Here is a 14,468-nt window from a genome sequence, read left to right as displayed (position 1 = left end):
TGTTCTTTTTAAAAAGTCAGTGCTGATGATAAATATTGGAAAAATTAATACATTACGCGTTGTAGCCCAATACCCCTTTGGCTACGCACTTGCGCCACTTGTCGAAAATGATGATGCGAACGACGGTATCATAGAAATTGATGACGCTGATGAAATGCAAACTGTCACACTTGCCATTGACGACGTGGAAACGCCACTGGCTGACGGTCAAGAAGTTGAAGTCTTTGTCGCCACAGATCAGCGCGGCGACCTTTATGCTACTGTGAAGAAGCCACTTATCCAAGTTGGCGAGACCAAGGTACTCAAAGCCGTCTCAGCGACGAATTTTGGTGCATTTTTCGATTGGGGTTTGGACAACGATTTGTTGATGCCTAACGACTATCAGGCTCAACCTGTTAACCCAGGAATGTATTACGTCGTTCACGCTTTTTTTGACGACAAGACACAGCGTATTTTAGGTGCAACAAAGCTTCACTATTTTCTCAAAGAAAGCAGCGCCTATCTTAACGAAGGCGATACGGTAGATTGCTTAGTTTACGCTAAAACCGATTTAGGCTTTAAAGTGGTCATCAACGAGAAAAATTTAGGGCTCATTTTCCACAGCGATGCTTTTAAACCGCTTAAAATCGGCCAAGCGACAGAGGGTGTTATCAAAACTATCCGCGAGGACGGAAAGGTTGATGTTGCCCTTCAGCGCGTTGATAAAGGCGGCCGTGACGCTCTTCAACAGGCAATTTTAGATGACTTGGAAGCCCATGGTGGTATTTCTACGTTAACAGATAAAAGTGCGCCGGAGGCTATTTATTCTCATTTTAATGTGAGTAAAGCTGCTTATAAAAAAGCATTGGGCGCATTGTACAAGCAAAAGAAAATAACACTAAGCCCAGACGCCATTCGTCTGAACAAATAAGAATAACATGTCGCTGCTGTCGTATGCGTTAGTGACAACAGTGGCTTGCAGCCTCTTTCGATAGCTTTATGATATTAGGACAAACAATGAAAGCACGAGTTTCTTGGGACAAAGATCTTACTTTTACTGGCACTACAGACAGCGGTTATAAAACTGTGATGGATGGTAGCGGCAACGCAGTGTCTCCAATGGAGTCGGTACTCATAGCCGTTGGTGCCTGCTCAAGTGTTGATGTGGTCGATATTCTGAAAAAAGGCCGTTTTAATATCGAAGCGTGTAATTGTGAATTAGAAGCAGAGCGAGCCGAAGAGCCGCCGCGGGTTTTTACTAAAATTCATGCACATTACACGGTGTCAGGTGAAGGTATTAGCGAAAAGGCTCTTGCTCGCGCTGTGCAGCTTTCTGCAGAAAAATACTGTTCCGTTATGCTTATGCTTACTGGCAACGTTGATATCACCACAAGCTATACTTTGGTTTAATAGACTATAGTGGAACTAGCCGGTTATTAGCATTTTTCGCTAAGCATTAGTGCAAAAGGCCAACTGCAAATGTTGGCCTTTTTATTGAAACCACTTGTTACACATATAAACTATTGAATTGATTAGGAATTAACATTATTTAACATCTTTGGCATATTAGCTGCTGTATCCGGTCATTACTATATAACGACACACACGTTAGGGTTATTGACCATGGAAACATCAACGCAAAGCAACATCTCTTTTTCACCATTATATTCCTTACTCTCGTTTTCACCAACATCGCTAAAGCTTCTTCTTGGAAGCGGTATTGTTGCTCTCTCTCTTTCGATGACTGCATGTTCTAATGCCGATGCTATCGACGCCAACGCCCAGTCGGAGTCAGCAGAGGAAACGGCCTTTGCTATTCCTGTTGAAACTCAAACCATCATTACTGGCGACATAACATCCACCTATGACACTACCGCCATCCTAGAAGCACGAGAAGAAGCGTTTGTCGTTGCTCGCGCCTCGGGGATCATTGAAGAAATCTTCGTTGAAGAAGGTGACTATGTGCAAAAGGGCCAAGTGCTAGCGCAACTTGATAAGCGTCGCTACGAGCTGAACTTATCTAAAGCACTGGCTGATCTAGCCGGCATAGAAAGCGAACTTGATAAGGTTAATAAAGTTTATTCCAAAAAGCTCATAAGCGACGATACCTACGACAAACTTACCTCGCAATTTGAATCAGCAAAAGCGTCTGTCCGATTGGCTGAGCTTGACTTAAAAGAGGCAACGATCACGGCGCCTATTGACGGGTATATTGCAGAGAGAAACGCCAAAGTCGGTAACTTAACCGAGTCTTTTCAACGTGAAAGAATGTTTCATATTGTTCAACAGCGTAATCTTCAGGGCGTTGTTTACTTGCCAGAAAACGAACTTCCTAACGTAGTGGTTGGTCAAGGGGCAGTACTTACTGTTGCCGCGTTAGGCGATAGAACTATCTCGGCCAACGTGGAACGTATAAGCCCAGTTATTGATGCAACCACCGGCACGTTCAAAGTTACCTTAAAAGTACCGAACGCAGACAACCAGCTTAAAGCCGGCATGTTTACCGATGTATCACTTGAATACGCTACTCATGCTAACGCTACGTTGCTACCTCGAAGAGCGCTGGTCACCATTGATAACAGCCACAGCGTATTCGTGGTCGATAATGGCAAGGTGAAAAAAGTTGATATCGCTACTGGATTTGAAAATAACGATGTCATTGAGGTTATCAATGGATTAAGCGGAAACGAAGAAGTCGTTACTGCAGGCCACCAAAACTTGAAAGACAGCGCCCCTGTTGAAGTAGTTAACAGCTAATTTGGCCTTACAAGGAATTCACACAATGCGTATTGTAGATCTCGCTGTAAAGCGCCCTGTAGCCGTTAGCATGTTTACGTTTGCGGTATTATTATTTGGTATGGTGTCGTTAGGCCGGCTATCGGTAAACTTGCTGCCTGATTTGTCTTACCCCACCCTCACTATCCGCACCGACTACGACGGCGCAGCGCCAGGCGAAGTAGAACAATTGGTTTCAAAACCCATTGAAGAAGCCATTGGCGTAGTGAAAGGAGTACGTAAAGTCACCTCCACGTCGCGCGCAGGTCAGTCTGACGTGGTTTTGTCTTTCGCCTGGGGCACAGACATGGATTTCGCAAGCTTAGAAGTGCGCGAAAAGCTCGATGTGTTGCAACTTCCCTTGGATATAGAGAAACCACGACTTCTTCGTTTCAACCCCAGTCTAGACCCGGTGATTAAGTTAGGTCTTACGGCACAAACCGACACATCAAGTTTGAGCGTAGCGCAAATGAAGCGGCTGCGTTTATATGCCGAACAACAGGTAAAGCGCGCTTTGGAATCTGTAGAGGGTGTGGCTGCAGTACGTGTAGGCGGTGGTTTAGAGAACGAAATTCACATTCTTATCGACCAGCAAAAAGCCAGTCAGCTGTCTATTCCTATCACCCGCATCATTGACCGGGTGAGTGCTGAGAATATTAATGCAGCTGGCGGTAGAATTGATAACGCAGCGCAGGCGTTTTTAGTGAGAACACTAAACCAGTTTGAATCGTTAAATGATATTGAGAACCTTTTTATTGGTCGCTTCGAAGGCAGAAACATTCAGCTTAAAGATATTGCTACGGTAGAAAGTGCTTATAAAGACCGTGACGTGGTAACCCGCTTCAACGGAAGCGAAGGCATTGAAGTTGCCATTTATAAAGAAGGTGACGCTAACGCGGTAAATGTCGCGCAAAAAGTGGCTAACCGATTAAGCGAAATAAAAAATAGCCTTCCTGAAAATTACACGCTAAGCGAAATTTACGACCAAAGCGTGTTTATCAAGCAAGCCATAGACAATGTGAAATCAGCAGCAGTCATGGGGGGCATTTTAGCCATGCTGGTGCTTTACCTCTTCCTAAAAGATTTCTGGGCTACCGTCATCATCTCGGTATCTATTCCAGTGTCGGTCATTGCAACGTTTAATTTGATGTATGCCAACGACATAAGCCTAAATATGATGAGCTTAGGTGGTATTGCACTTGCCGTCGGTCTACTGGTGGACAATAGCATTGTCGTTCTTGAGAACATCGACCGCCACAAAAAATTAAAAGGGGCAGAAAGCGAAACGTTGGCCGAGAACTCTGCCGCCAGCGAAGGAACAAAAGAAGTCTCTGGCGCGATTGTAGCTTCAACACTGACGACTATGGCCGTGTTTGTGCCGCTGATATTTGTAGAAGGCATTGCAGGGCAACTGTTTAAAGATCAAGCTTTAACCGTATCGTTCGCGCTCGCAGCGTCACTTGTCGTCGCACTTACACTTATCCCTGCAATGGCACACAAGAAGAAAAAGCAACAGCTTGATCATGAAGATGTCTTTGCCTCTCCTGCGCCCACGGCACCTTCGTCGACGTTCGGCAAAATTATGTACTTTATTACTCTGCCAATTCGTTGGGTACTCAGGCTTATCTTTGTATTTCTACCTGCGGCTTTGGTTACCTTGGTTATCGGTGCATGGCATATCGTCAGTAAATTACTGAGCGTTGCGTTTAAACCACTTGTATGGGCATTTAATAAAGCGTTCGACCTTCTCGCTTCGGCCTATGAAACGCTGCTGCGCGCAAGCCTTCGAGCAAAAGCACTAGTGCTAGTCACTGCCTTAGTTCTTGCCGCTGGCGCGATAGCCCTTGTACCAAGACTTGGCATGGAACTCATTCCAACTCTGTCACAAGGTGAATTTTCGGTAGAAGTCACCCTTCCTGCGGGCTCGCCACTAGCTAGTACCGACGCCGTAATTAGCGAGCTTGCTGGTGTTGCAGTAAATGATTCTAGTAGCGGCGACACAAAGTTATTACGTACCTATGCCATGTCTGGTACGGGTAGTCTTATCAGCGCTGCGCCAAACCAAGGTGGCGATCATTGGGGTCGCTTGAACATTGTTATGCAGCCAACAGCAACAGCGACTGATATGGACGACGTGAAACGTGCGCTTCGCGATCACTTAGCTTTCGAACCTCAGGTTCAGGCAACGTTTTCAGAGCCAGAACTATTTAGCTTTGCATCACCTATTCAAATTGAAATTGCAGGTTACGATCTAAACCAGCTTCAGCAATATGGGGACGCCATTGCGACCAAACTTACCAGTTACAGTAATTTTGCAGACGTTACCACCAGTATTCGAGATGGCAACCCAGAGCTTAAGATAGCCTTCCATCACGCAAAACTGGCTCGACTTGAACTTGATGCGTCTACCGTTTCTCAGCTTATAGCCGCTAAAGTAGGCGGACGTGTTGCTACGCAGTATAGTGTTGAAGACAGAAAAGTGGATGTACTGGTAAGAACGCAAGAAAATCAGCGAGACGATATCGCAAGCGTTCGCGCCATTGTTGTTAACCCAGGCTCTGCACAACCTATTCCATTAAGTGCCGTCGCCGATGTTTACATGAGCGTAGGCCCAAGCGAGATTACCCGCGTTGGACAGCAGCGTGTAGCACTGGTATCAGCGAACCTTGCCAAAGGTAAGCTTGATGAAGCCGTTGCCGTTGCCAACAAGGTCATTAGTGAGACTCAGCTTCCTCTGTCGTTAAGCGCAACGGTCACCGGACAAAGTGAAGATATGCAAAGCAGCTTCCGTTCACTACAGTTCGCATTAGCCCTTGCAATATTCATGGTTTACTTGGTTATGGCGTCGCAATTTGAGTCATTACTACACCCTTTGCTTATTTTATTCGCAGTGCCCTTAGCTGGAGCGGGTTCGGTGTATGGCCTATGGCTTACCAATACGCCGATTAATGTAGTGGTATTTATAGGCTTAATAATGCTGTGCGGCATTGTAGTAAACAACGCTATTGTATTAGTTGACCGTATTAACCAGCTTCGCCGTCAAGGGGTAGATAAAGACGCGGCTATTTTAGATGCGGCTAAAACGCGTTTACGCCCTATCGTAATGACCACACTCACTACGGTGCTAGGCTTATTACCTATGGCGTTTGGTTTTGGCGAAGGCGCTGAAATTCGCACGCCAATGGCCATCACGGTAATTTACGGTCTTTTGTTTGCAAGCTTGCTTACCCTAATCCTACTGCCTGTGCTTTACAGCTTATTTGACGTTAAGAAAAACGTTGAGCAAAAAACACCTGTTAACACAAAGACGAACGCGCGCTTTGATGACGAAGAAGCCATGTCGAAAGGCGGTGTACTATGAGTTCGCCTTTTAACACCTCTAAAAACAACGCCGAAAACGGCCAAGCACGCGATGCGAATAAACACGATAAAAACGATGCGTCACAACCCCAGCTTTCCAACATTGCAGGTATAGGTGCTGGGCTTGCACGCTTTGCGCTCAATAAGCCTGTTACCATCGGAATGCTGTTTTTGTCTATGTTGCTGTTCGGTATCGTATCTGGGCGCTTGCTTCCTCTTGAGAAGTTCCCAGGAATCGATATTCCGGAAATGGTGGTGCAGATACCCTACCCCGACGCGACTCCAGTTGAAATTGAAACCATGATCACCCGCCCAGTTGAAGAAGCTGTGGCTACCATGTCGGGGATAAAGCGCTTAAGAGCACGTTCGTACGACAATATGGCTGAGGTCATTGTGGAGTTCGACTGGGATGAAAACCTAAAAGCCAAAAGCATTGAAGCACGGGAAAAGATTGACGCTATTCGCCACGAACTTCCTGACGATATAGAGCGGATCATGGTGTATAAATTTAACACCAATGATATGCCTATATTTCAACTTCGCGTATCGAGCGACCGCGACTTATCGAATGCCTATGACTTGCTAGAGCGCAACCTCAAGCGCCCGCTAGAGCGAGTACCGGGGGTATCTAAAGTTGAGCTATACGGCACCATGAAGCGCCAAATCACCATTCGCTTAGATCCTAAGAAAATGGCGGCCTACCAAATAGACGGTACTCGTTTAGAGCAGCAGCTTCAAAGCGCAAACTTCTCGCTAACCGCGGGCTACATGTACAACAACGGTGAAAAAATTCTGGTTAACCCAACTGGCGAATTCACTGATGTAAACGATTTTAAAAACATGTGGGTTACCCGCAGCGTGCGCTTGTCTGACATCGCGAGCGTCACTTACGAGCTTCCTCAGCGTAACGAAGGGCGTCACTTAGATCGCACCTTTGCAGTAGGCTTTAACGTATTTCGCGAGTCTGGCAGCAACCTCGTTGAAGTTTCTGATGCGGTGATGAAAGTTATCGAAAAAGCCAAGGAAGACCCTGAGTTTACAGGCATTAGTTTATTCGTAATGGACGACACCGCGAAAAGCGTAACCTCATCGCTAAGCGATTTGCTAAACGCTGGTCTTTTAGGGGCGCTACTTTCAGTTATTGTGCTTTACTTGTTCTTGCGCCAGCTTACCACGACCTTGATTGTGGTACTTTCGGTACCCTTCTCAATATGTATCACCTTAGGTGTAATGTATCTTTTGGGCTATACCCTTAACATTTTGTCACTGATGGGCCTTATGCTTGCCGTAGGCATGCTGGTTGATAATGCCGTTGTAATAACCGAAAGCGTCTTTCAAGAGCGCCAACAAGAAGGTGATATCAAACGGGCCACCCAAATTGGCGTAAACAAAGTGAGTCTTGCGGTCATTGCTGGTACTGCAACCACGGCGATTGTGTTTTTACCCAATATTATTGGAGTAAAAATAGACGTGACTATTTTCTTAGAGCACGTAGCCGTCGCTATCTGCATATCTCTTTTTGCGTCGCTTTTTATTGCTAAAACACTTATTCCATTACTAACAACAAAAATAAAAATTCCAGTAGTAAAAACACCTAAAACGCCATCCTACATTAAAGGCTATGGCCGAGCACTTAACTGGATGTTGAAACACCAAGGAATAACTTGCGTCATTGCGTTACTTATTCTGGCGTCGACTTTCGTGCCCATGCAGGCAGTGACATCAGACGATGAAGGTAATAACAACCAAGAGCGTATTTGGCTTAATTATCACGTAACCCAAAACTTTACCCTAGAAGAGGTAGAAAAAACCGTAGATAAAATGGAAGCTTATCTTTATGAAAACCAAGAACGTTTTCACATCAAACAGGTGTATACCTACTTTACTGCCGGTCATGCGGTAAGCGGTATTACACTAAACGATGAGTTGCCAGTAAGCGTTGGGCAAATCAAAGAGGATATTCGTGAAACCATGCCTTCATTTGTGCGTGCTCGCCCCTCTTTCCAATGGGATAGTGGCAATGGCGGTGGCGTAAGAGTAACCTTGTTGGGCGAGTCTTCAGAAACCTTGCTGACTATTTCTCAGCAGATCATTCCTATTCTTTCTACTATAGAAGGACTAGAGGATGTAAAAGCCGACACCGGGTCTACCCGCGATGAGGTTCAAATTCGCATAGACAGAGAGAAAGCAAACCGCTTTGGCATTCAGGTCAATGATGTAGCAAAGCTCATCTCTACGGCTCTACGAGGCAGTAATTTACGTACCTTCCGTTATGGTGATGCGGGCGAAGTGGCAGTGCAGCTTAAATTCGGTAGCGATATTCAAGCGTCGCTGAGCGAGCTTAAGAATATCAATATTGGATTTACCCAGGGGCAATCGGTAACGTTAAATATGATTGCAGACTTTTCTGTGGTACCTCAGCTTTCGCAAATTAACCGCAACTACCGTCAAACCGCGTTAGCTATTGGTGCAAACCTAGAGGGTGAAACCACCACCGAACAAGCTCGTGAACGCATAGAGAAAGCACTGGCGAATATTGAATTGCCGACCGGTTATAAGTGGACGCTAGACGGCAGCTTCTCTCGCCAGGATGAAGCCAACGCCGTTATGCAAATGAACATGCTGTTAGCCCTTTGCATGATATACGTTGTGATGGCAGCACTGTTTGAGTCGCTTATCCTTCCAACCTCTGTTATTACGTCACTCCTGTTTTCTTTCACAGGTGTGTTTTGGGCCTTTATGGTTACTGGTACATCTATGTCTATCATGGGGATGATTGGCATGCTGATACTCATGGGTATTGTGGTTAACAATGGTATCGTATTGGTAGACAGAATTAATCAGCTCATCAACGAAGGCTTATCGCTGTATGACGCAGTAATTGAAGGATGTATGACTCGTATCAGGCCAATTCTGATGACAGTAGCTACAACCGTTCTAGGGCTTATTCCACTTGCAATGGGCAGCACCCGTATTGGCGGTGATGGTCCGCCCTACTCACCAATGGCAATCGCAATTATTGGTGGCTTGGTATTCTCTACCCTAACCAGCTTATTTTTGGTGCCTCTTGCTTATGTGTTGCTTTTAAAGCTTAGGTTTAAAACACAGCGATTGTTCAAAACCAGTAAGGCGCGCGTGGCGACATACATAAAAATAGCGAACTAATAAATAAAGTTGAAAAAATAAGAAGACAAAAAGCGGGTCTAGTTTTTATCATCCTCGTCTTGATAAACGATGAGGCGATAACACTAGCCCGCTTTTTCTGGATTTGACGTAACAGCAGTCAATGCCTTAGCTACGCGACGTTAGGTACTCATGTACCGCGTTAGCATCACGCTCAACTGAAAACTCAATCAGACTACTTCCATTACAAGTCAAACCTTCTTCCGATGTTACCATGCGCAATACTTCACGTTGGCTGGCACCAATACGACCCACGTTACGTGAAAGGCTTGAGCGTAGTACTCTTACGTCATCATTGACGATTGCTTTACAAAAACCCGCGAACTGAGTCTCACCAACAAAGCGAATATCTTTTTGTGGTGCAGCAGCATTTGCATTGATAGTAAAAGCAACCGTTGCTGTCGCAGCTACAAGGTTAAGTGCTTTAGATAATTTCATTTTAAAATCCTCAATATGTGGATAAAGGTACTAAACAAGTTTGTGGCAAACTCTTTGTCGTGCATGAGCAGCGTTGAATAAATCATCAACCTGCTCAACGCCCTTTATTTATGCATCAAGAATAAAAAGTTTTCTGTTGAAAGATTGTGTAACGGCGGTAAATGTCAGGTAAATCAGGTTGTTACACATCTGTTAGCAATGTAAGCCATTGAATTCGCGAAACAAACGGAAATCCTATATTACTAATGGGCATAGCGAAGAAGGTTATAGGATGAAAGTGATATAAGACTTAAGTATAAAAAAGCCCCTTTCGGGGCTTAAAAACTGTAATTTTAACAAAACATTTGATGTTTAAGCTTAATTTATAAGCAAATAAAGGTGCATTTTACGTAATTAAATTACATAAAACATCTAAATCTACTCATATTTCCGCTCGCGTTTGATTTCAATTGCGTCGATATAAGCATGCCACGATGCGTAACCAATAATGGGCATTAAAACGATAAATCCAATAAAGCCGGTAACGAAACCGATAGCAACGGCACTGAAGATTATTGCGCCCCAAATGAGCATAGGAACCTTATTAAGCCACACGGCATTTACACTGGTCAAAACTGCTGTGGCAAGATCAACTTTGCGTTCCATAAGAATGGGCTGAGTAAAAGCAGTTACAAATAGCATTGCAAGGGTAAAACCTGCACCCACCATCGTTCCCAACATTAAGAAAGGCAATAGGCTTTCCAAATCGTTCTCTATATAAGGTGGATAAAGCGCGTGGATAAGCGAAGCAACGCGTAACCAAAAGATCATCATGACCATTAGCAGTATCGCAAAGCCCCATTCGTTAAACGCGTTTCTGCGCATAGCGCGTAAAGAATGACGAAGTGTTGGTTTATGACCTTTTTCCATTTCCCAACTTATGTCGTAAAGGCCAGCCGCCAAAAAAGGCCCAACTAACATAAAGCAAACAATGGCAGGTAAAATAACCAAATGCCAACCGGTCATTTCTACAAGGTACATAATGAACCAGGGAATAACCGCAAACAACACCCCGTAAAATAGGGTGAGCCCCGGGGCGCGCATAGCGTCTCTTAATGCCAGTGACATCCATTTTATGGGATCGCCAACGTCTAACTCTTTACATGGAATAACGCGCGCTATACCGCTTTGCGTGATCGCATTCTCTGGTGTTTCTTTGAAATGGTGCGACATATTCTAATCACCTCTGCTTGTTAGCTTGTTTGTTACTAACGCGTTTTTTTACACGCCTTACTACTACGATAGGCCTAGAATGAAAAGTTCACAACCCATTAACATAAATTTTATACTTAAGTGACAAAAGAAAGATCTATCTCGTTTGGCGTTCAATAATTGAGCACTTGATAAAAAAAGTCGTGATTAAGAGGGAAATACTGCAAAAATGCCATCGCATAAGGCTGTGTATTGCGATAATCTCAGGGTATGTAAATCAACCAGATAGACCATGAAAACTGTATCTCGCTCACATAAATTAGATAACGTTTGTTACGACATCAGAGGCCCCATTGCTGCGCAAGCACGTAAAATGGAAGACGAAGGACACCGCATATTAAAATTAAATATCGGTAACCCTGCTCCGTTTGGGTTCGAAGCCCCTGACGACATCGTAAAAGACGTGATCCATAACCTGCCCACGTCTCAAGGATATTCAGACTCGACAGGAATTTATGCCGCCCGTGTAGCCGTGATGCAGTATTATCAGCAGCGCAATATCAAAGATATTCGTGTAGACGATGTTTACATCGGTAATGGCGTATCTGAGTTAATAATGATGGCGATGCAAGCGTTGCTTAATCATGGCGATGAAGTGCTTATTCCAAGCCCTGACTATCCGCTTTGGACTGCAGCAGTAAGTCTGTCGTCAGGCTCACCGGTTCATTATCGCTGCGATGAGCAAGCAGGCTGGTTCCCAGACATTGACGATATAAAAAGTAAAATTACTAGCAAAACGCGCGCAATTGTACTGATTAACCCTAACAACCCTACAGGTGCGGTGTACGACAAGGCCCTTTTGCAAGACGTGGTTGAAGTAGCCCGCGAGCACGGCTTAGTAGTATTTAGTGACGAGATTTACGACAAAATACTTTACGATGAAGCAAAGCACACCAGTATTGCGTCACTGGCTGACGACGTATTTTTTGTTACCTTTGGCGGTTTAAGTAAGAACTATAGAGTAGCCGGTTTTCGCTCAGGTTGGCTTGTTGTCAGTGGTAATAAACGTTTGGCGTCTGACTATATAGAAGGGCTTAACATACTGTCTTCAATGCGAATGTGCGCAAACGTCCCCTGCCAGAGCGCAATTCAGACAGCGCTAGGCGGCTATCAAAGCATTGACGATTTAGTGAAAGAAAATGGTCGCTTGCGCATTCAACGCGATGTAACCACAGATATGCTGAATGGCATTGATGGCATTTCTTGCGTAAAACCCAAAGGTGCTATGTATTGTTTCGCCAAGGTAGATGAGAAGAAATTCAACATTCAAAACGATGAGCAGATGGTGCTGGACTTATTGAGCTCTGAAAAGATTTTATTGGTACATGGCCGCGCTTTTAACTTAACCGAAGGCACGTATTTTAGGTTAGTGTTTTTACCTCACAGCGACGTATTAGTACCAGCACTTCACCGAATTGGAAACTTCTTTAGAACCTATAAGCAAGGGGCATAACGTGTCTGATAAAAGCCATTTCTTTGCGCATTTAGCACGTTTGAAGCTTATCAATCGCTGGCCGCTGATGCATAACGTGCGCACAGAAAATGTGCAGGAGCACAGTTTGCAGGTGGCCATGGTTGCCCACGCCCTAGCCTTAATTAAAAATAAGTTCTTTGGCGGTACACTTAATCCAGACCGAATCGCGACAATGGCGATTTTTCACGACGTCTCCGAGGTACTTACGGGCGACCTTCCTACCCCGGTAAAATACTTTAACCCTGCGATAAAAGAAGAATACAAAAAGATTGAAAAAATAGCCGAAAACAAGCTAATTGAAATGGCGCCAGAAGCGTTTCGCGAAGATTATGCGGCACTTATTGATCACCACTACCATAGTGAAGAAGAAGCGTTTATCGTAAAAGCAGCTGACGTACTTTGCGCTTACCTTAAAACCCTTGAAGAACTGGCTGCTGGCAACCAAGAGTTTAAGCTAGCAAAGAAAAGATTAGATAAAACCCTTAAAGAATATCATTCTGAAGAAGTGGACTACTTCTTAACGCGCTACGTACCAAGCTTTTCTTTGAGTCTTGATGAAATTACGCAAGACGATATGTAAGTAAGGCTATGAACCGCCCCCAAATTACTATACTTACGTAACAGAAGTAGCAAACACAGCATGGCAGCGAGGTTTTTTTGGCAACAAGCGAATGGGAACTAGCACTACACGAGCGCCGTTTACCCCGAAGCGAAACACGAGACGGCGATCATCGTAATCCGTATCAGCGAGATAAAGCGCGCGTGCTTCACAGCGCTGCATTCCGTCGCTTGCAGGCGAAGACCCAAGTGTTAGGCGTGGGGCTAAGTGACTTTTATCGTACACGCCTTACACATTCTTTAGAAGCCGCCCAAATTGGCACTGGAATTACCGCACAGCTATGGGTGAAATTTCCCGATATCGCTAGCTCTTTGGCTCTCGACCCCACACTTATTGAAACCCTGTGTTTAGCTCATGATATTGGCCACCCGCCCTTCGGGCACGGCGGTGAAATTGCGCTCAATTATATGATGCATCAATACGGCGGGTTTGAAGGCAACGGACAAACCTTTAGGATCATTACCCAGCTTGAGCCCTATACCGCCGAACACGGGATGAATTTATGCAGAAGAAGCGTATTGGGCTTGGTAAAATACCCTAACTTTATTGATGCTCTTCATAGTAAGGGGCCCGTGCCTGAACGCCCTGTATCACTTCGTCAGGTTAAGGCTCACGACTGGCACCCGCCCAAGGGTCTGTTTCGCTGCGATGAGTCTCTATTCGACTGGCTGCTTTCGCCATTTAGCAATCAAGATAAAGACACGTTAATGCAGTTTACGCCTAAATCCTCAGGCCACAGCAAAACGCAATTTAAATCTTTCGACTGCTCAATTATGGAGCTCTCTGACGATATCGCCTATGGCATTCACGATTTAGAAGACGCCATTGTTATGGATATGGTCAGCAAGCATCATTTTGTTGATGATGTGACCATACCACTTAAGGCCCTTGACGTGCCTTGGTTATCAGACAATATAGAAGAGTTAACCAACAAACTATTTAGCGCAGCACATCACGAAAGAAAAAATGCTATTGGGGCACTGGTAAATAGCTTTATCACGGCCATTGAAATTAAAGGTGTGGAGGGTTTTGCTCATCCGTTACTTGCGTTCAACGCCGTGATGCCGGAAAAATTTGCAGAAGCCTTGGAGCTATTTAAACGTTTCGTGTTTAACAAAGTAATACGCCGCCCTGACGTTCAGCTTCTTGAATATAAAGGGCAACTGGTGGTTATGGAGCTATTTGAAGCATTTGCGTCAGATCCCGACCGCCTTCTCCCTGAAAACACACAGGAGCGCTGGCGCAAAGCCTGTGAGAACGGTAATGGAATGCGCGTTCTCGCCGACTATATATCAGGTATGACGGATGAATTTGCCTCTCGCTTATACAGTAATATATTTTCCCCTAAACAAGGCGGCATTCAAGATAGTTTGCATATGTAATACCAGT

The 14,468-nt window shown here is 44.8% G+C and carries 10 protein-coding genes; 8 read left to right on the top strand and 2 right to left on the bottom strand.

The features are described from left to right. Positions 1-25 precede the first annotated feature (25 nt). From GVO62_RS03220 to GVO62_RS03200, 5 genes are all read left to right on the top strand, one after another. On the top strand, positions 26-910 hold the full coding sequence (locus tag GVO62_RS03220; RefSeq protein ID WP_159117713.1) for a CvfB family protein: 885 nt from the start codon (positions 26-28) through the stop codon (positions 908-910). A gap of 86 nt (positions 911-996) precedes the next feature. After that, positions 997-1,389 carry an OsmC family protein gene (locus GVO62_RS03215; RefSeq protein WP_105930089.1) on the top strand — a complete coding sequence of 131 codons (393 nt, stop codon included), beginning with the start codon at positions 997-999 and terminating at the stop codon, positions 1,387-1,389. A gap of 213 nt (positions 1,390-1,602) precedes the next feature. After that, positions 1,603-2,736 (top strand): efflux RND transporter periplasmic adaptor subunit, encoded by a 1,134-nt coding sequence (locus tag GVO62_RS03210; protein WP_159117712.1) that lies wholly within the window; start codon positions 1,603-1,605, stop codon positions 2,734-2,736. Between the two features lie 25 nt (positions 2,737-2,761). Further along, a complete protein-coding gene (locus GVO62_RS03205; RefSeq protein WP_159117711.1) occupies positions 2,762-6,115 on the top strand; it encodes an efflux RND transporter permease subunit in 3,354 nt (1,117 codons plus the stop codon). Further along, entirely contained in the window at positions 6,112-9,279 is a 3,168-nt protein-coding gene (locus tag GVO62_RS03200; RefSeq protein ID WP_159117710.1) for an efflux RND transporter permease subunit, read from the top strand. The genes GVO62_RS03205 and GVO62_RS03200 overlap by 4 nt, the downstream gene beginning before the upstream one ends. A 126-nt stretch (positions 9,280-9,405) precedes the next feature. Here GVO62_RS03200 and GVO62_RS03195 read toward each other — a convergent pair whose 3' ends face one another. Together GVO62_RS03195 and GVO62_RS03190 are read right to left on the bottom strand one after the other, a co-directional pair. After that, positions 9,406-9,735 carry a DUF3718 domain-containing protein gene (locus GVO62_RS03195; RefSeq protein WP_173359962.1) on the bottom strand — a complete coding sequence of 110 codons (330 nt, stop codon included), beginning with the start codon at positions 9,733-9,735 and terminating at the stop codon, positions 9,406-9,408. 417 nt (positions 9,736-10,152) lie between these two features. Next, positions 10,153-10,947 (bottom strand): DUF2189 domain-containing protein, encoded by a 795-nt coding sequence (locus tag GVO62_RS03190; RefSeq protein WP_159117709.1) that lies wholly within the window; start codon positions 10,945-10,947, stop codon positions 10,153-10,155. 271 nt (positions 10,948-11,218) lie between these two features. On the opposite strand from GVO62_RS03190, the gene GVO62_RS03185 reads away from it, so the two are divergent. From GVO62_RS03185 to GVO62_RS03175, 3 genes are all read left to right on the top strand, one after another. After that, entirely contained in the window at positions 11,219-12,439 is a 1,221-nt protein-coding gene (locus GVO62_RS03185; protein ID WP_014976750.1) for a pyridoxal phosphate-dependent aminotransferase, read from the top strand. Position 12,440: 1 nt separating this feature from the next. Beyond that, the gene (gene yfbR / locus GVO62_RS03180; protein ID WP_012519109.1) at positions 12,441-13,040 is read left to right on the top strand and encodes a 5'-deoxynucleotidase; all 600 of its coding nucleotides are present in this window, start codon (positions 12,441-12,443) and stop codon (positions 13,038-13,040) included. A gap of 77 nt (positions 13,041-13,117) precedes the next feature. Next, a complete protein-coding gene (locus GVO62_RS03175; protein WP_159117708.1) occupies positions 13,118-14,461 on the top strand; it encodes an anti-phage deoxyguanosine triphosphatase in 1,344 nt (447 codons plus the stop codon). Positions 14,462-14,468: the final 7 nt, after the last annotated feature.

This window comes from Alteromonas sp. KUL150 (assembly GCF_009811475.1).
In the GTDB taxonomy this organism is placed as follows: Bacteria; Pseudomonadota; Gammaproteobacteria; order Enterobacterales; family Alteromonadaceae; genus Alteromonas; species Alteromonas gracilis.
This window is presented reverse-complemented; position numbering and strand designations above follow the sequence as displayed.